The sequence below is a fragment of the Nocardia sp. NPDC047038 genome (genome assembly GCF_040644075.1).
GTDB classification, from domain to species: Bacteria; Actinomycetota; Actinomycetes; order Mycobacteriales; family Mycobacteriaceae; genus Nocardia; species Nocardia sichangensis.
In genome coordinates, this window is sequence record NZ_JBEYVQ010000002.1 from 913,380 (window position 1) to 929,593 (window position 16,214).

Consider the following 16,214-nt stretch of genomic DNA (forward strand, 5'->3'; position numbering starts at 1 on the left):
GTTTACACGAAAAGGGGATTCGGATGCGTCGACGGGTCATGACGGTCTTGGTCGCGCTCGTAGCGGGAGGTTCGGCAGCGGCGTTCGGCGGGGCGAGTGCCTCGGCGGTCGCGGTGAATCCGTTCCCCGGTGGCACGGAGGTCTACTTCGACAACGGTGAATCCGCGGCGATCGCGAACCTGAACCTCGGACCGGTGCTGAGCCAGGTGGCCGTCGCATGGTCGCCCGGAGCGAAAGCGCTTCTCGGCGAAGGGATCACCGAGCACGCCCAATGGGCCGCCGAAACCCCGACCGGCGGGGTGTCGATCGAGGTCTACGGGGCATTCATCCAACCGTCGCTGGTCACCGTCACCACGCTGCGCGGCTGAGTTTTTTTCGTTTCGGAATTCGGTGTGCCAGAGGTATGCTCGCCCATGGCGTTATGCGCATGAGACCTCCTGGCGGATGCCCGGACGGGACGACACTACGTGTGCCGTCCCGTCCGGTGTTTCATCATCGTGCTCGGTTGCCCGCGGTTTCCGGGAACGCGTCCTGAGCGGCCATTTCCTGGGCGATCGCCGTCGCGAAGGCGTCCACGTCGGCCTCGGTGGTGTCGAACGAGCACATCCAACGGACCTCGCCGGTGCGCTCGTCCCAGGTGTGGAAGCGGAAGCGTTTCCGCAGCCGCTCGGCGACCTCCCGGGGCAGTATGGCGAAGACGGCGTTGGCCTGGACCGGCCGTACGATCTCGACACCCGGTACCAGGGCGACGGCCGTGGCCAGCCGGGCCGCCATCGCGTTGGCGTGCCGCGCGTTGCGTAGCCACAGGTCACCTTCCAGCAGCGCGACGAACTGCGCCGACACGTACCGCATCTTGGAGGCCAGCTGCAACGCGGCCTTGCGCAGGTACTGCACGCCGCGCACCGCGTCCGGGTCGAGCACCACGATCGCCTCACCGAGCATCAGGCCGTTCTTGGTGCCGCCGAACGACAGCACGTCCACCCCGGCGTCAGTGGTGAACGCGCGCGGCGGCAGGTCGAGCGCGGCGGCCGCGTTGGCCAGCCGAGCGCCGTCCACGTGCAGCAGCATGCCGCGCTCACGCGCCAGCGCGCCGATCGCCGCGATCTCACCGGGCGTGTAGAGGGTGCCGAGTTCGGTGCTCTGGGTGATGGAGACGACCTTGGGCTGGGCATGGTGCTGATCGCCGAAGCCCCATGCGTACCGGTCGAGCAACTCCGGCGTCAGCTTGCCGTCCGGAGTGGGCACCGGGATCACTTTCAGCCCGGCCACCTTCTCGGGTGCGCCGCACTCGTCCAGGTGGATGTGCGCGGACTCCGGGCAGATCACGGCGCTCCACCGGTCGCACATCGCCTGCAACCCGACCACGTTCGCGCCGCTGCCGTTGAAGACCGGATAGACCTCGGCACGCTCGCCGAAATGCCCTTTGATCAGCTCGCGTAGCCGGGCGGTGTGGACGTCCTCGCCGTAGGCCGGCTGATGTCCCTCGTTCGCGGCGGCCAGCGCCGCCATGATCTCCGGGTGTACAGAGGCGTTGTTGTCGCTGGCGAATCCGCGTAGCGGCTCGCTCTCGGTAGCGTTGTCGCTCACCGGTCCTCCGGTTCCGTGCTATCGGGCTGTCGTGCGGAAGCCACGCAACCGCAGGCTGTTGCTGACCACGAAGACCGAGGAGAACGCCATCGCGGCGCCCGCGAGCATCGGGTTCAGCAATCCCGCCATGGCCAGCGGGATCGCGGCCACGTTGTAGGCGAAGGCCCAGAACAGGTTGCCTTTGATCGTCGTGAGGGTGCGGCGGGACAGGCGGATCGCATCCGCCGCCGCCCGCAGGTCGCCGCGGACCAAGGTCAGATCGCCCGCCTCGATGGCCACGTCGGTGCCGGTGCCCATGGCCAGGCCCAGGTCGGCCTGGGCCAGTGCCGCGGCGTCGTTCACACCGTCGCCGACCATCGCGACCACTTTGCCCTCGGCCTGCAACCGCTTGACGGTGTCGACCTTGTCCTGCGGCAGCACCTCCGCGATCACCTCATCGATGCCGACTTGCGCGGCGATCGCGTCGGCGGCGGCCCGGTTGTCGCCGGTCAGCATGATCGGGGTGAGCCCGAGGGCGCGCAGCTGGGAAATCGCTTCGGCCGAGGTGGGTTTCACCGCGTCGGCCACCACGAGCACGCCGCGCGCCTCGCCGTCCCAGCCGACCGCGACGGCGGTCTTTCCTTCGGCTTCGGCCGCGCGCATCGCCCGGGTCAGGTCGTCGTCGAGATGCTGTGACCAGTCGGCGAGCAGCCGCGCGCGGCCGACGACCACCGCGTGCCCGTCTATCGTGCCCTGCACGCCCAGGCCCTCGACGTTCGCGAAATCCTCGACCGGCTTCAGCTCACCCACCCGCTCGCGGGCGCCCTTGGCGATGGCCTGGGCGATCGGGTGCTCGGAGGAATCCTCCAGCGCCCCGGCCAGTTCCAGAATCCGTTCGACCTGCTCACCCTCGGCCGCGACGACATCGAGCAGCGTCATCTTGCCCGCGGTGACGGTGCCGGTCTTGTCCAGCACGATCGTGTCCACCCGCCGGGTCGACTCCAGCACCTCGGGACCCTTGATCAGGATGCCCAGCTGCGCGCCGCGTCCCGTGCCGACCATCAGCGCGGTCGGCGTGGCCAGTCCGAGCGCGCACGGGCAGGCGATGATCAGCACTGCCACCGCGGCGGTGAACGCCGCGGCCACCGAACCGCCGGTGCCGAGCCAGAATCCGAGCGTCGCGACCGACAGCGCGATGACGATCGGCACGAAGATTCCGGAGATCCGGTCGGCCAGCCGTTGCGCCTGCGCCTTACCGGTCTGTGCGTCCTCGACGAGCTTCGCCATCTGCGCCAGCTGGGTGTCGGAACCGATCCTGGTGGCGCGCACCACGATCCGGCCGCCCACGTTGACGGTCGCGCCGACCACGGCGTCATCCGTGCCGACCTCGACCGGCACCGACTCACCGGTGAGCATCGAGGCGTCGACGGCCGAGGAACCTTCCACCACGACGCCGTCGGTGGCGATCTTCTCGCCCGGCCGCACCACGAACCGGTCGCCGACCGTCAGCTGCTCCACCGGAATGCGCAGCTCGGTTCCGTTGCGCAGAACCGAGACCTCCTTGGCTCCCAGCTCGAGCAGGGCACGCAGCGCCGCACCCGCCCGCCGTTTGGCGCGCGCCTCGAAGAAGCGTCCGGCCAGGATGAACGTGGTGACGCCCGCCGCGGCCTCCAGGTAGATGCTGCCGGTGCCGTCCATCCGGGAGATGGTGAACTCGAACGGGTGCGTCATGCCCGGCCTGCCCGCGGTGCCCCAGAACAAGGCGTACAGCGACCAGCCCAGTGCGGCCAGCGTTCCCATCGAGATCAGGGTGTCCATGGTCGCGGCGCCGTGGCGCAGATTGGTCCACGCCGCGCGGTGGAACGGCAGCGCGCCCCACACCACGACCGGCGCGGCCAAGGTCAGTGACAGCCACTGCCAGTTGGTGAACTGCAAGGCCGGGATCATCGCCATGGCGATCACCGGCACCGACAGCGCCACGGAGATCAGCAGTCGGGTGCGCAGGCTCGCCGCGGGATCTTCCTCGGCGGCGATTTCTTGTGGCTTCGGGGGCGCGGGCAGGGCGGCGGTGTAGCCCGCTTGTTCGACGGTGGCGATCAGGTCGTCGGGCGAGACGTCACCGGTGACGTCCACCCGGGCCTTCTCGGTGGCGTAGTTCACGGTCGCGGTGACGCCGTCGAGCTTGTTGAGTTTCTTCTCGATCCGGGCGGCGCAGGACGCGCAGGTCATTCCACCGATCACGAGTTCGACCTGCCCGGAGGGCTGCGGTTGTGTCGCGGTGGTCATCGTGGGTGCTCCGTTCTGTGCGGCGGTCGGCGGGTCAGTGCACGTGGCCGTCCGGCGCCTGCTGCTGACCAGTGTGTTCGTTGTGGCTCGAGGCGTCTACGGCGGGGGTACCCGGCGCGACGGCCAAGGTGAATTCGGCGGTGCGGACCACGCCCTCGTGCTGGAAGTCGAGGAACAGGCGGTAGTCGCCCGCGCTCGGCGCCGTGACGGCGAAGGTGATGCCGGGTCCGGCCGCGGTCACGCCGTCGCCGGGGTGGCCTTCCGGATGGACGTGCAGATAGCCCAGGTCGGCGGCGCGCAGGGCCACCAGATGGCCGTAAGCGCCGAGGTAGGGCTGTAGGTCGGTCACCGGCTTGCCCGCGCGGCTCACCGACAGCGTCACCTTGGAAGCCCGGCCGGGAACTACGGTGCCGTCCAGCGTCACGGTGTAGTCGCCGACGTTGGTGGTGGAGGTCGCAGCGGGCAGCTGCTGGGGGTCGTAGACGCCCGCCACCAGCAGGTCCGCGCCGAGTGTCAGGTTCTCGCCGCCCTGCGGAGTGAAGTCGGCGAACACGCGATAGTCACCGGCGCGGCTGAGGTCGAGCGGGACGCTCCAGGTCCCGTCGGCGCCGAGCACCGGGTGGACGTGCTGGAAGGCGGCCATATCGCGGCGCACGACGATCAGGTGCAGATCCTTCTCGTGGCTGCGCACGTAGCGGGTGACGGGCTTTCCGTCCCGGTCGAGGATGGTGAAGCGCAGCGGTACGTTCGCCGCGGCGGTGGCTCGGGTGGTGTCCAGCCGCAAGGTGTAGCCGCGGTCGGTCGCCATCATTCCTCCGGGTAGTGCGTGGTCCTCGCCTTGGGCGGTGCCGTGTGCGTTCGAGTCGTGGGCGGCGGGTTCGGTGGGCTCAGGCCCGATGGTCGCACCGGCCGCGAGGGCGATCCCGAAGACCGCGGCGAGGCCGAGGGCGAAACCGCCGAATTTGATGGTCGCGTTCATCGGAGTACTCCGTCCGTCAGCCCGCGACCGCGTAGCCGGCGCGAACCACCGCCGCGGCGAGTTCGGCGCGTTCGATCGGGGTCGCGCTATCGACGGTCACCAGTCCGTCGGCGAGGTCGACGGCCACCGACTCGACGCCGGAGATGCGGCCGATCTCGGTGCGGACCGATGCGGCGCAGCCGCCGCAGGTCATGCCGGTGACGGTCACGGTGGTGGTGCTCATGGTCGGTGTCCTCCTGCTGGTTCGTCTGCTTCTCGATTTCTACCCTACCCCCCTAGGGTATCTACATGTCAAGTCCGGAGCAGACGAAAGCCCGGCCCGCGACGAGTCGCGGACCGGGCTGTGTGGGTCGGGATCAGCGGTAGGTCACCAGCGCGACGGCGGGTGCCGAGACGACTTGCACATCGGCCGAGTCCGACACCTTGACGTGCAGGAATCCGCCCTCGATCGCGATGTGGACGTCATCGACGGTGCGTGCGGCCCGGCCCTCACGGTCCACCAGGGAGTAACCCTCGACCAGGACAACCTTGCTCGCGGGCCGCCATTTCGCTTCCATTCCCGTGCCTTTCGTCGGTGCCGCGGGCGGGAAGTCGAGTTCCGGCTCGGCGACATGGTTGAAGTAGTTGGACAAGACGTTCAATGCGACATGGCCGACGATCTCGCTCAGTTCGGCGTCGCTGACGCCACGGGCGCGCGCCGAGGCGAGCGCTGCGTCGTCGAGCCGGCCGCGGGAGCGGAGGACGTCACGGGCGACGCGCAGGATCGCGTCGGCGTGCGGGTCGTCGGCGCGCGCCGCGCGGGTGTCGACGATCGCCTGCTCGGTGAAACCCATCCGGTCGGCGCGCATGGTGTGCGCGGCGGTGCAGTAGTCGCAGCCGTTCTCGCTGGCGACCAGCAGGGCGAGTTGCTCGCGCAGTCGGGCGGAGAGCTTTCCCTTGGTCAGCGCGTCGCGCAGGTTCAGGTATCCGCGCAGGGTGGCGGGGCTGTTCGCCATGGCGGCGTAGAGATTCGGGACCCGGCCCAACTGGCGCTGTACCTCGGCGAGCAGATCGGCCTGCTCGGCGTCGGCGGAGTCGGTGGACACAAGGGGCAGGCGGGACATCGAAGCCTCCAGCTCGAACAAGATGGTACCGATAGGTTCCGAATCAAGACGGTACCGATTGTTTCCGTATTGGTCAAGTCGGATGGTACTGATCAGTTCCGTTCTGCTACCGTGGCGTTATGCCAACCCAGGCCAAGCAACGTTTGCTCACCACGGCGGAAGAACTGTTCTATGCCGAAGGCATTCGTGCCGTAGGCATCGATCGCCTGCTCCAGGAGTCCGGCGTCGGCCGGGCTTCCTTCTATCGCCACTTCGCGAGCAAGGACGACTTGGTCGTCGCTGTGCTGGAGGATCGCGACCGCCGGTGGCTGGACTGGCTGCGCGAATCGGTCGAACAGACCGTCGACCCGGCCGCCCGTCCGCTCGCGGTCTTCGACGCTCTGGCCGAACGGTTCGCCCGCAACGACTTTCGCGGCTGCGCGTTCATCAACACCATGGTCGAGGTGGCCGATCGCGAGAGTGCTGCCCATCAGGTCGCCGATCGGCACAAGCGCCGCGTGATCGAGTACTTGAACGAACTGCTCAGCGAGGCGGGGAGGTCCGACGCCGCGGAACTGGCCGCCGAACTCGCGCTGCTGGTCGACGGGGCGATCGTGACCGCCGTTCGCGAGGGGACTCCGGACGCGGCCTCCCGGGCACGGGCCATCGCGGAGCGGCTGCTCGCTGCGCCATGAGCGCCGGCGTACCACCGCAAGTCCGCAGGTAGCGCCATCGTGTACTCGTTCGCAGCACTTCGACCCGTGGCGACCGGTGCGTACTCCGCTTCGTCGCTGGGGCGCTTGGCGGACTCGTCGCGGGGCGGTCATGCCGGCGTCGAGCCGAATGCGCGTCAGCAGGAGCGCGGCGGCGGAAGCGTCGCGCCGTGGCGGCTCGATCGAACGAGCACACAGGTGCCGCCCCACTAACTCATGCCGGGGGCGGCATCTGCTTGGATCAGGCGGAGTGCAGATTACGTGCCGTGGGTGAGGTCTCGGTCGTGGCCGGGTCGGGGTAGGTGCCGAAGAGGCGGTCGGCGGTACCGGAACTGGTGACCGTGAACCAGTAGTGCTCGTTCTTGTAGTGGTGGTGGCGATGGTTGCGCCAAACCGCCCGGTAGAGCGAACCTTTCGGCTTGTAATCGGTGTGGATCAGGTAGTGCGTCCACTCGTAGCCCAGGCCGAGCAGGGTGATGGTGATCAGAAAGGTCAGGCCGAGGCCCGAACGGGGGAAGGCGAAGGCCGCCAGCGCGATCAACACCACGACCAGCATCGCCAGCGTTTTCGTCGGGATGAAGATCAGCGGGATGTCGCGCGGATCCACGTGATGCTCACGGTGCTTGCGGGCCAGTTCGCTGTCGAGTGCGATCGGGCCGAGCCGCCGTGGCCGCCAATGCAACACCGTAACGTGCACGATCCACTCGAACACCGGGAACGCCGCCAGCATCACGGCGGGGACCAGCAGATCGGTGAGCTGCCAATCGCCGACGACGACGCGAGCGATCAGCGCGCCCACCAGCGTGGTCCCGATCATCCACGGCGAGGGGTGCCGGAGGAATTCTTCGAATGCCTGGCCGAGGGTGAGTCCGCGCCGCAGCGCCCGCTCATCCCTGCGTACCCGCGCCCGTGCGTCCGTGTCGATCGAAGCGTGTTCGGATGCTTTCGGTTTGGTCATGATCGTTCCTAGCTGTGCGTGACCGGCGGTCCGCCGAGGACCTCGATCAGGGCGGTGGTCGCCGGCTCGAGCAGCGCCCGAGCAGTGCCGGCGGCCTTCTGCGGCCGGCCCGCGGCGATGGCGGCGGCCAGTTCGCGGTATGCCTCGACGTTGCCCACCTCGGCGGACATGATCGGGGCCAGCGCCGCGAGCGCCGGTTCATAGGCGGCGCGCAACATGTTGAACATCAGCCGGAACACGATCGAGTCGGCCGCGTCCACGACGTGATCCCAGAACTCCATCGCATGCCGTTGCTGTGCGATCGGCTCCTGTTCGGCGGCAAGCGCTTCGAGGGAAGCCTCCAGCAGGGGACGAACCTCGCCCGCGCCGATCGCGCCGACCCGGCGCGCGGCCAGCTCCGCCACCTTCGGCCCGTTGTGCAGGCGGGCCTCCAGAATGCTGCGTGCGACCGCGGGGTCCAGTTCCCCGGCCTGCACCAGCAGCCTGGGCAGAACCTCGAGCCCCGCGCCGCGCCGATAGTCCAGCACGGTCGTCGCGTCTCCCTGGCGCACCGACACCAGCCCGGCCGCGGCCAGCCGCTGCAAGGCTTCCCGCACCGCGGGCCGGGACACCCCGAGCGCCTCCGCCAACTGCCGCTCACTGGGCAAGGTCGCCCCGGGCGCCAGCTCACCGCTGAGCACATCCGCGGCGATCTGCTCGAACACGTCCGCCGACACCGATCGCTTGACCACAGGTTGCAACGCCATGCGTCTACTGTGCGCCTCAGTGGTCAGGAGGTCAAGTGGTCAGACCAGATGCGCGGTCTATGTCCTGCCCGGTCCGGAGGTTCGGAATCTTTGCCGAGATCGGACATACTTCTCGAGTTCCGAGGACCGAGCCGGGAAGGCGGATGAGGGGCGCAGACTTACCAGGTGCGGGTGGGCCGGCGGAAGTGGCCCGTCAAGGGGCGCAACGGATCGCGCGGGCACTGACCGCCGGTTCCTCACAAATCAGCCGGCGACAGCACGAAGTGGCGGACGCGACGCGAGCCTCTGTCAGAGGTTTGCTATACCAGGACCACGCCTGCGCGATTCCGCTCGATTCTGCTGGTCGAGCGCTGATTCGTGATAACGCGGTGTACGGAGGTCGCAATGAGACCGCGCACACGGAATGGCTCGGAGAGCTCCGTGGCCGCGGGGTCGACACCGACCGGGCGATGTCGGATCTGGAGACGGTCTGGGACTACCTGCGTTTCGACCCCAAATGGGCATTCGATCCAGAACGCGACTACGGCGGCATCATTTTCTTCGGCAGCCGAGACATCGGCGGAGCCTCGGTGATCGCGAACCTGGTTCGCGATCGAGGTCTCGATGACGTGCCTGTGGTGTTCTCCGGATATCGCGGCGAGGCAGCCAAGTTCCGGCTGGCGGCGGAGAAGCTGAATCTGAACCCGAACCAAATCATCGAAGAACCATTCGCCCAGAACACCGGCCAGAACGCGGTCTACTCCGTCGACATGCTGCAAGCGCACGGTCGCGATGTCTCGTCGGTGATCGGTGTCTGCACCCCGTTCCACTCGCGGCGGGTGTGGGGAACCCTCGTGAAACAATGCCCAGACGTCGAACACGTCTCCATCTCCGCCGCAGACGTCTCGCTCGAGAACTATATGAAATACGGGAACCGGCCCGACGCCGATACAGCGCCGCATCCGAAGTCCATCGTCGCCATCACCATGGGCGAGATCAAACGGCTCGACGAGTACCCCCGCGAAGGCCACTGCGTCCAGGAGAACATTCCGGGTAACGTGCGCGACGCCTATGACAGGCTGAGCGATATCTTCCGGCCCGCAGAACGCCGGTTCTGAGCGGGGCGGCGACGTTCGGAACAGTCCGCGTCTACAGCTGCCGGGGCGGCGGTCCCAATTCGGTGGCCCGCGTGCCACCTGGCGAGCTAGCATCACTCGGCCGTATTCGAAGGTGGAGATCACGAGGAGGTGGGGCGGGATGACCGCGCCGAAGCCCGCCGTCACGCACGACGCCCGGACTGTCCATTCGTCCCGGGTCCCGGTCTGATCCTTTTCGTCCGGCGTTTGTGCCGAGCCCTTGGGCTCCTGTGACGGTGGTGCTGTGTCCGCGACCGGGCCCGGCCATCATGAACACGGAGAATCCGAGTTGAGTTCCATCATTGATTGGCGCGTGCGCGCCGAAACCGACGCCGATATCCCCGCGATCCACGAGATCAACGTCGCGGCCTTCGAGCGAACCGAGGAGGCCGAGCTGGTCGACGCACTGCGCGACGACCCGGCATGGATCGACGGCCTGTCGATCGTCAGCACGCTGCCGGACGGCACGCCGGTCGGCTTCGCGCTGCTGACTCGCTGCCACGTGGACACCACGCCCGCGCTGTGCCTGGGCCCGTGCGCGGTGCTGCCCGGCTACCAGAAGACCGGCGCCGGTTCCGCCGCGATCCGAGCCGGGCTCGCGGCTGCCGCGCGGATGAACGAGCTCTTCGTCATCGTGCTCGGTCATCCGACGTACTACCCGCGCTTCGGCTTCGGCCGGGCGTCCGAGTACGGCATCGGCCTGAGTATCGAGGTGCCGGATGAGGCGTTGATGGCGCTGACGCTGGACCCGGCGCACTCGCCACCGCGCGGCACGGTTCGCTACGCCGCGCCGTTCGGCATCGACTAGTACTGTCGGCCTGGCAGTACCGGCGGTGGGCGTCGCAGGATTCGGCCCACCGCCGGTCTCGAGCACGGTGGTCTATCGGTGATCGTCGATGCGCGCCATGCACAACCTCACTCTCGCGATGCGGGCGTGCGGTCGCACAGACGGACGGCCTCGCGTGCACTCCTACGAATGCGAACAATCGGCGCTGCGGTGCTCGTGGTCGGGCGGTCAGGTGGGGTCGGAGCCCTGCACGGCGGAGAGCCAGATCGTGCAGGCGGCGGCAATGGTGGTGGCGGCCAGAAAGACCGAGAAACCGCCACCGTCGAGGTAGACCCACAGGAGGGCGGCGATGGGGGCGGCGACGGTGGATTGGGAGTCGAGCAGGAGGCGGCGCCGCAGGCGGGTGGCCTTTGCGATGTGGGAGGGTGCGCCGGGGTCGGGGCGGCTGGGGTTGTCGATGAGACGGCCGGGCGGTTCGACGTCGCGCATGCGGCCGGACGGGTAGAAGCGTCGTCCCGCGACGTGAATCGTGCGGTCGGTGAACTCCCCTTCGGTTTCGGTGAGAGTGACCAGCGCGGGATCGAAGTACACCGGAACCCACCGCGGGCGACCTGTGCCGCCCACCTCCAACCACGACCGGCCGACCAAGCGATGCTGCTGACGGATGCGGGCAACCCGAACGGTCGGCGCGGTGGACGGACGACGGAATCGGAGTATGCCGAATGCGAGGGCGAGCCGATATCCGGTGTACCCGCAGACGCCGAGCGCGACGGCAGCGATCGCCGCCACCTGATCCAGAGTGCCGAACGGCGCCCAAGCGACACAGACCGCGAGGGCGCCGATCGTCACGGTGATCGGATAGGCCAGCGGATGGCCCGGTCCGGAACTCACTTCAGGAAACCGACCTTGGTGTAGTCGCGCGAGGCGAGGCCGAACGCACCGTAGTTCGCCAGGTCGGTACGGGCGGCATAGGTGCCAGCCGCCTGGTTCAGCGGTACGGAGTAACCCTCTTCGAAGATCATCCGATCGCATTGGTTGGCCAGCTGAATGGCCTTGTCGGGGTCCAGTTCGGCGACGGTCTGGTCGATCAGCGCGTTGAGTTCAGGGGTGCCGATGCGCGCCTTGTTGCTTTGCAGGTTGGCGGGATCGTAGTAGTAGATCTGCCGCAAACCGCTGAGCGGCAGAACGCTACCGCCCCAGCTGAACTGGGCCAAGTCGAAATTGCCCGGGTCGATGACATTGGTGAACAGGCCGGTGCCCGGCACCGTCTGGATGATCAGCTTCACCCCGACTCTCGCGAGATTCTGCTGCACGATCTGCGCGGTCTGCACCCACTGGTCCTGCTGGTACATCACGTCGCGGAGTTCGAGCTTGCGGCCGTCCTTCTCGCGGACATCGCCGTTGAGCTTCCAGCCGAGCGCGTCCAGCATCCGGGCGGCCTCGTCCGGGTCGTAGGCGATCGGCGCGGCATTGTCCTGGTAGCCCTTCTGCCCCGCCACGAAGACGTGATTGTTCAGTGGCTTGGGATCATCCACGACGCCGTGCTGGGAGGCGGTGACCACTCCCTGCCGATCGATCGCCTTCGAGATGGCGATCCGCAACTGTGGGTCCGCGAGCAGGGAACCGGGTGCCCCATTGAATGTGATGTGGGACCAGGTCGATTCCGGCGTGCGCCGGATGACCACGTTCGCGGCATTGCGCGCCGCGCTGACGTTCTCGATGCCGGACATGTAGGCGATATCGAGTTCGTTGTTCTGGATCGCGGGCAGCCAGGCCGAGTGGTCCAGCACGCTGAAGGTGACGGAATCCAGCTTCGGCGTCTCGCCCCACCATCGGGGATTGCGCCCCAGCACGATGCGATTCTGGCTGCGATCGATGGAGGTGATCACGAAGGGCCCGGCGCTGAGCGGCAGCTCGTTCTTGGCCGCGTTGGTGAAGGTGTCGGGCGTCGCCGTGACCGACTTCGGGTACAGCGGGTTGAACAGCCCTTGCCATTCGCCGTACGGCTGGTCGAAGGTCACCATGGCCTGTCGGTCATCGGCGCCGCGCTCGACCTTGCCCACCCGTTCGAAACCGCCGGTGGCCGAGACGAGGAACGCGTTGTCCTTGCCGCTCAGTGCATTCGCCTGAGACCGGAGGTCTTCCCAGGTGATCGGCGAGCCGTCGGACCACACGGCCTTCGGATTGATGGTGTACTCCACCTGCTGCGGATTGGTTCCGATCAATTTGATGTCGGTGAAGAAGTCGTGCGCGATGCTCAACTGTCCTGCCGCATCGCTGACGAAAGTGGTGGGCATCGTCGCTTCGACTATGGAGAAGACGGTCTCCGTTCCGCCGTCCACATGCAAATAGTTGAAGTTCTCCGGGAAGTTGGTGAGTGCCAGCCGCAGGTGCCCGCCGTCGCGCAGTTCGCTCGGGTCCCTCGGATTGATGTCGTTGGTGGTGCCGATCGTGCTGCTGCCCGCGGTAACACCATTGTCGCCGCCGCATCCCGTGAGCGTCAGCCCTACGACGACCAGCGACAACGCCAGCCGGGCACACGCAGAGGTAATCCGCATGGTGATCCTTCCTGCTCGTTGCGTCCTACGGACCGGCTCACTTCACGAAGCCCACCCGGAGGTAATCCGTGGAAGCCAGCCCGAAAGCGCCGTAGTTGGCCAGGCCCTCCCGGACGGCCACATTGCCGGGCGATTGCGCGATGGGCACCGAGTGGCCGAGGTCGAAGATCATCCGGTCGGCCTTGTTCGCGAGCTCGATCGCCCGCTCGGGGTCGAGTTCGGAGATGGTCTGCTCGATCAAATCGTTCAGTTCGGGCGACCCGATCCGGCCCTTGTTGCTGAGCGTGTTCGCCGGGTCGTACGCGTAGATCTGGGGCAGCGCGCCGAGCGGGAAAATGCTTCGTGACCAGCTGAACTGAGCGATGTCGAAGTTGCCGGGGTCGATGACATCGGTGAACAGGCCGTTGCCGGGGTAGGTCTGGATCAGCAGTTTCACCCCGATCCGCGCGAGATTCTGCTGCATGATCTGAGCCAATTGCACCCAGGTGTCCTGCTGGAACATCACGTCGCGGATCACCAGCTGGCGTCCGTCCTTCTCGCGGACGTCACCGTTGAGTTTCCAGCCCAGTTCGTCCAGCATCCGGGCCGCCTCGTCCGGGTTGTAGGCGATCGCCGCGGAGTTGTCCTGGTAGCCCTTTTGTCCGTCCAGGTAGATGTGGTTGTTCAGCGGCTTGGGGTTCTCCACGATCCCGTTCTGCAGCGCGGTGACGATGCCCTGACGATCGATGCCCTTCGCGATCGCCACGCGCAACTTCGGATCCGCGAGGATCGAACCAGGGGCGCCGTTGAACGTGATGTGCGAGTTGTACGGACGCGAGGCACGCCGCACGATGATGCCCGGTGAGTTGGTCGCGGACTTGACCTCCTCGATGCCCGAGACATCGATGGCGTCGAGTTCGTTGTTCTGCAAGGCGTTGAGGCGGGCCGAATAGTCGAGCACGCTGTAGGTGACAGTGTCGAGCTTCGGCGTCTCGCCCCACCATTTCGGATTGCGGCTGAGCACTATTCGTTGCTGTGCCCGGTCGACGGTGGTGATCACGAACGGTCCCGCCGACTTGGCGAGCCCGTTGCGGTCGCGCTCGTTGAACGCCTGCGGCGTAGCGGTCGATTCCTTCGGCATCAGCTGACTGAACAAGCCCCGCCACTCCGCGTAGTGCTGCGCGAAGGTGACGATTGCCTGACGGTCGTCGACGCCGCGCTCGACCTTGGCCAGTCGGCTGTAGCCCTGGGTCGCGGAGACCCGGTACTCCGTGTTGCGGCCGCTCAGCGCCTCTGCCTGGGACCGCAAATCTTCCCAGGTGATCGGGCTGCCGTCGGACCAGACCGCCTTGGGGTTGATGGTGTAGACCACCCGCTGCGGGTTGGTCTCGGTCAGCGTGATGTCGGTGAAGAAGTTGTGGTCGATCGACAACTCTCCGGCGGCATCGGACGTGATCGGCCCGGGCAACGTCCAGTCGACCACCTCGGCGACGTCACCGTCGGCGTCGACATGGTGCGAATTGAACGTCGGGGGGAAATTGGTGATGGCGAGACGCAGGTTGCCGCCGTCGCGCAATTCGCTCGGCTCGCGGGGATTGATGTCGTTGGTCGATCCGATCGCGTTGGAACCCGACTTCACTTCGCTGCCGCCCGCGCCACAGCCGACCAGCAGTGCGAGCGCCGTGCCGACGGTGAGCGCCCGAACCATCACGTTGCGTGCCTGCCTCCGGCGATTGCGGGTGGGCTGTGCTGGTCTCATTTCACAAATCCGATCTTGGTGTAGTCGTACGACGCCAGGCCCGGGGAGCCGATATTGGCGAGGTCCGCGCGGGCTCCGAAACTGCCGTCGGACTGGGTCAGCGGCAGGGAATGTCCTTCCTCGAATACCTTCCGGTCGACCTCGTTGGCCAGTTCGATCGCCTTCTTCGGGTCGAGTTCGGTCAGCGTGCGCTCGATCAGGGCATTGAGTTCGGGAGAACCGATGCGGCCGTAGTTGCCCTGCAGGTCGTTCGGGTCGTAGTAGTAGATCTGCCGGATCGAGCTCATCGCGAAGGCGTCACCGGAGAAGATGAACTGTGCGGCGTCGAAATCACCGGGAATGATGACGTCGGTGAAATAACCTGCCCCGGGCTTGGTGTCGATGGTGAGCTGCACGCCGATCCGGGCCAGATTTTGCTGGATGATCTGCGCGATCTGCACCCACAGTGGGTCGTTGTACATCACGTCGCGGATTTCCAGCTTGCGGCCGTCCTTTTCGCGGACGTCACCGTTGAGCTTCCAGCCGGCCGCGTCGAGTTCCCGTGCCGCCTGGTCGGGGTCGTAGGCCACCGGGGCCGAATTGTCCTGGTATCCGTCCTGTCCCTGCAGGAAGATATGGTTGTTCAAGGGCTTCGGACTCTCGACCAGACCGTTCTGGGTCGCCGTCGCGATGCCCTGCCGGTCGATGGCCTTCGCGATCGCCACGCGCACGCGCGCGTCCGCGAGAATGGAGCCGGGCGCGCCGTTGAAGGTGATGTGCCGCCAGCGATTACCGGGCGCACGGCGAATCACCAGCCCGTTGGTATTGCGGACCGTCTTGACCTCGTCGATCGAGGTCAGCCGGACGAGATCCAGTTCGTTGTTCTGCAAGGCGGCCGCCCAGGCCGCCTGATCCAGCACGCTGTAGGTGATGGTGTCCAGCTTCGGTGTCTCGCCCCACCATTTCGGATTACGGCTGAGCACGATCCGGCCCTGGACGCGGTCGGTGGATCGGACGACGAACGGACCCGCGCTGAGGCCGAGCCGGTCCACGAGTCCCTTGTTGAACGATTCGGGATTCGCCGTCACCGACTTCGGGAAAAGCGAGGAGTTGCCCGCGAACTGTCCGCGCCATTCGCCGTAGGGATGGTTGAAGGTGAGGACCGCCTGCCGGTCGTCCACTCCGCGCTCGACCTTCTCGACGAACTCGAAGCCGTTGGTGATCGCGATCAAGAAGCGCTTGTCGCGGCCGCTGAGCGCATGCGCTTCCGCGGCGATGTCCTCCCAGGTGATCGGCGTCCCGTCGGACCAGACCGCTGCGGGATTGATGGTGTAGGTGACCTGTTGTGGATTGGTGCCCGTCAGCGCGACATCGGTGAAGAAGTCCTTGTTCACGGTGAGGTTGCCCGCCGCGTCGACGTCGAAAGCGCGCGGCATGAGCGGGCGCTCGACATCGGCGATCTCGCCGTCGTTCCCGTCATTGGACAGGGTGTTCCAGTTCGCCGGGAAGCTGGTGACCGCCAGCCGTAGGTTGCCGCCTTCGCGCACCTCGTCGCGGTTCTTCGGGTTGATGTCGCTGGTGGTGCCGAGCGCGTCGGACAGGCCCGCGGCCGATTCGTCGACGCCGGCCGCGCAGCCCGCGGCGATCAGTGCGATCGCCGCCAAGCCCGCGGTCCACCGCATTCGGTCGAAACGGATCCGCATCGCG

15 protein-coding genes are annotated in these 16,214 nt (G+C 67.0%); 4 read left to right on the top strand and 11 right to left on the bottom strand.

Features of this window, described 5'->3' with window-relative positions; translation table 11 throughout:
* Positions 1–23 precede the first annotated feature (23 nt).
* Complete coding sequence (locus tag ABZ824_RS12320; RefSeq protein WP_355073219.1) at positions 24–368, top strand: hypothetical protein; 345 nt, start codon at positions 24–26, stop codon at positions 366–368.
* 124 nt (positions 369–492) lie between these two features.
* On the opposite strand, the gene ABZ824_RS12325 is transcribed toward ABZ824_RS12320, so the two are convergent.
* The 5 genes from ABZ824_RS12325 to ABZ824_RS12345 all read right to left on the bottom strand — a co-directional run bounded on the left by ABZ824_RS12325 (position 493) and on the right by ABZ824_RS12345 (position 5,934).
* On the bottom strand, positions 493–1,587 hold the full coding sequence (locus ABZ824_RS12325; RefSeq protein WP_356963320.1) for a low specificity L-threonine aldolase: 1,095 nt from the start codon (positions 1,585–1,587) through the stop codon (positions 493–495).
* Positions 1,588–1,605: 18 nt separating this feature from the next.
* Positions 1,606–3,852 carry a heavy metal translocating P-type ATPase gene (locus ABZ824_RS12330; protein WP_356963321.1) on the bottom strand — a complete coding sequence of 749 codons (2,247 nt, stop codon included), beginning with the start codon at positions 3,850–3,852 and terminating at the stop codon, positions 1,606–1,608.
* 34 nt (positions 3,853–3,886) lie between these two features.
* On the bottom strand, positions 3,887–4,831 hold the full coding sequence (locus ABZ824_RS12335; protein ID WP_356963322.1) for a hypothetical protein: 945 nt from the start codon (positions 4,829–4,831) through the stop codon (positions 3,887–3,889).
* Between the two features lie 16 nt (positions 4,832–4,847).
* Complete coding sequence (locus tag ABZ824_RS12340) at positions 4,848–5,054, bottom strand: heavy metal-associated domain-containing protein (protein WP_356963323.1); 207 nt, start codon at positions 5,052–5,054, stop codon at positions 4,848–4,850.
* A gap of 133 nt (positions 5,055–5,187) precedes the next feature.
* Positions 5,188–5,934, bottom strand: coding sequence for a carboxymuconolactone decarboxylase family protein (locus ABZ824_RS12345; protein ID WP_356963324.1), 747 nt, complete (start codon positions 5,932–5,934; stop codon positions 5,188–5,190).
* Between the two features lie 119 nt (positions 5,935–6,053).
* Between ABZ824_RS12345 and ABZ824_RS12350 the strand changes: the two genes are divergently transcribed.
* Positions 6,054–6,608 (top strand): TetR family transcriptional regulator, encoded by a 555-nt coding sequence (locus tag ABZ824_RS12350; protein ID WP_356963325.1) that lies wholly within the window; start codon positions 6,054–6,056, stop codon positions 6,606–6,608.
* A gap of 259 nt (positions 6,609–6,867) precedes the next feature.
* On the opposite strand, the gene ABZ824_RS12355 is transcribed toward ABZ824_RS12350, so the two are convergent.
* Positions 6,868–7,584: a sterol desaturase family protein gene (locus ABZ824_RS12355; RefSeq protein ID WP_356963326.1), complete on the bottom strand. Its 717-nt coding sequence runs from the start codon at positions 7,582–7,584 to the stop codon at positions 6,868–6,870.
* An 8-nt stretch (positions 7,585–7,592) separates the two neighbouring features.
* Complete coding sequence (locus ABZ824_RS12360) at positions 7,593–8,330, bottom strand: GntR family transcriptional regulator (protein ID WP_356963327.1); 738 nt, start codon at positions 8,328–8,330, stop codon at positions 7,593–7,595.
* A 449-nt stretch (positions 8,331–8,779) separates the two neighbouring features.
* On the opposite strand from ABZ824_RS12360, the gene ABZ824_RS12365 reads away from it, so the two are divergent.
* Entirely contained in the window at positions 8,780–9,427 is a 648-nt protein-coding gene (locus tag ABZ824_RS12365; protein ID WP_356963328.1) for a YdcF family protein, read from the top strand.
* A gap of 307 nt (positions 9,428–9,734) precedes the next feature.
* Complete coding sequence (locus ABZ824_RS12370) at positions 9,735–10,253, top strand: N-acetyltransferase (protein ID WP_356963329.1); 519 nt, start codon at positions 9,735–9,737, stop codon at positions 10,251–10,253.
* 207 nt (positions 10,254–10,460) lie between these two features.
* Here ABZ824_RS12370 and ABZ824_RS12375 read toward each other — a convergent pair whose 3' ends face one another.
* Genes ABZ824_RS12375 through ABZ824_RS12390 form a run of 4 tightly spaced genes read right to left on the bottom strand, consistent with a single transcriptional unit; the run spans position 10,461 to position 16,210 of the window.
* Positions 10,461–11,123, bottom strand: a complete 663-nt coding sequence (locus ABZ824_RS12375) for a hypothetical protein (protein WP_356963330.1) — start codon at positions 11,121–11,123, stop codon at positions 10,461–10,463.
* Positions 11,120–12,790 (bottom strand): ABC transporter family substrate-binding protein, encoded by a 1,671-nt coding sequence (locus ABZ824_RS12380; protein ID WP_356963331.1) that lies wholly within the window; start codon positions 12,788–12,790, stop codon positions 11,120–11,122. Before ABZ824_RS12380 ends, ABZ824_RS12375 begins: the two co-directional genes overlap by 4 nt.
* A 37-nt stretch (positions 12,791–12,827) precedes the next feature.
* Positions 12,828–14,477, bottom strand: coding sequence for an ABC transporter family substrate-binding protein (locus ABZ824_RS12385; protein ID WP_356963502.1), 1,650 nt, complete (start codon positions 14,475–14,477; stop codon positions 12,828–12,830).
* 47 nt (positions 14,478–14,524) lie between these two features.
* The gene (locus ABZ824_RS12390; protein WP_356963332.1) at positions 14,525–16,210 is read right to left on the bottom strand and encodes an ABC transporter family substrate-binding protein; all 1,686 of its coding nucleotides are present in this window, start codon (positions 16,208–16,210) and stop codon (positions 14,525–14,527) included.
* Between the last annotated feature and the right edge of the window lie 4 nt (positions 16,211–16,214).

What these genes read in the sequence shown, in the direction of transcription:
- ABZ824_RS12320 (WP_355073219.1), top strand. Translation starts at nt 24, where the DNA reads ATGCGTCGACGGGTCATGACGGTCTTGGTCGCGCTCGTAGCGGGAGGT.
- ABZ824_RS12330 (WP_356963321.1), bottom strand. Translation starts at nt 3,852, where the DNA reads ATGACCACCGCGACACAACCGCAGCCCTCCGGGCAGGTCGAACTCGTG.
- ABZ824_RS12335 (WP_356963322.1), bottom strand. Translation starts at nt 4,831, where the DNA reads ATGAACGCGACCATCAAATTCGGCGGTTTCGCCCTCGGCCTCGCCGCG.
- ABZ824_RS12340 (WP_356963323.1), bottom strand. Translation starts at nt 5,054, where the DNA reads ATGAGCACCACCACCGTGACCGTCACCGGCATGACCTGCGGCGGCTGC.
- ABZ824_RS12345 (WP_356963324.1), bottom strand. Translation starts at nt 5,934, where the DNA reads ATGTCCCGCCTGCCCCTTGTGTCCACCGACTCCGCCGACGCCGAGCAG.
- ABZ824_RS12350 (WP_356963325.1), top strand. Translation starts at nt 6,054, where the DNA reads ATGCCAACCCAGGCCAAGCAACGTTTGCTCACCACGGCGGAAGAACTG.
- ABZ824_RS12355 (WP_356963326.1), bottom strand. Translation starts at nt 7,584, where the DNA reads ATGACCAAACCGAAAGCATCCGAACACGCTTCGATCGACACGGACGCA.
- ABZ824_RS12360 (WP_356963327.1), bottom strand. Translation starts at nt 8,330, where the DNA reads ATGGCGTTGCAACCTGTGGTCAAGCGATCGGTGTCGGCGGACGTGTTC.
- ABZ824_RS12365 (WP_356963328.1), top strand. Translation starts at nt 8,780, where the DNA reads ATGTCGGATCTGGAGACGGTCTGGGACTACCTGCGTTTCGACCCCAAA.
- ABZ824_RS12380 (WP_356963331.1), bottom strand. Translation starts at nt 12,790, where the DNA reads ATGCGGATTACCTCTGCGTGTGCCCGGCTGGCGTTGTCGCTGGTCGTC.
- ABZ824_RS12385 (WP_356963502.1), bottom strand. Translation starts at nt 14,477, where the DNA reads ATGGTTCGGGCGCTCACCGTCGGCACGGCGCTCGCACTGCTGGTCGGC.
- ABZ824_RS12390 (WP_356963332.1), bottom strand. Translation starts at nt 16,210, where the DNA reads ATGCGGATCCGTTTCGACCGAATGCGGTGGACCGCGGGCTTGGCGGCG.